The 634-nt window shown below is 42.3% G+C and carries 1 pseudogene; it reads right to left on the reverse strand.

Features of this window, described 5'->3' with window-relative positions:
• Window positions 1-634: pseudogene (locus A3735_RS07070) on the reverse strand (SpoIIE family protein phosphatase); the annotation flags it as partial.

Here is a 634-nt window from a genome sequence, read left to right on the forward strand (position 1 = left end):
ACTGTTTTGATGTCCGGTTTAGGGTTATCCAGCATCCATTGTGCAAGCGTCTGCCCTTCAATATATTCGTACACTAAATAAATAAAATTACGCTTTCTATCAGGTTCAATTGCTTTCAAAACATGAGCATTGCTCACCCTTTTTGCAATCCACTCTTCCATCAAGAAGCTTTCCAAGTAATCCGGGTTATTTCTCATTTCTGTGGAAGGTGTTTTTATCACCACCTTCTTTTTTGTTTGTTGGTCTTCTGCTAGAAATACATGGCTACGACTACTGATATAGATATCACGTAGAATCATGTATCCATCAAACTCTTTACGAGCCTCTAATCTGGGGGCAGGAGGCAGCTGAGTAAGCTGCTGTTGTAACTCACTTAACTCTCGCGCCGGTAAACTATCGATGCTCACGATCTGCAAAGTTAAATTGTCATCGCTGCCCGCTGCCAGGGCTTCATTAACCAACTCTTTTGCCAAACTATCTGGTACTTTCCCTGTCTCCTCAAAAGCTCTCGTAATCGTATTCGCCAAATGCTTTTCAGTAAGAAACTCATACACCCCGTCAGTAGCAAGAATAAAGATATCTCCCTCACTTAGAGGAAGCGCTCGATAGTCCATTTCCAAAGTGTCATGAACGC

Source organism: Oleiphilus sp. HI0061 (genome assembly GCF_001635675.1).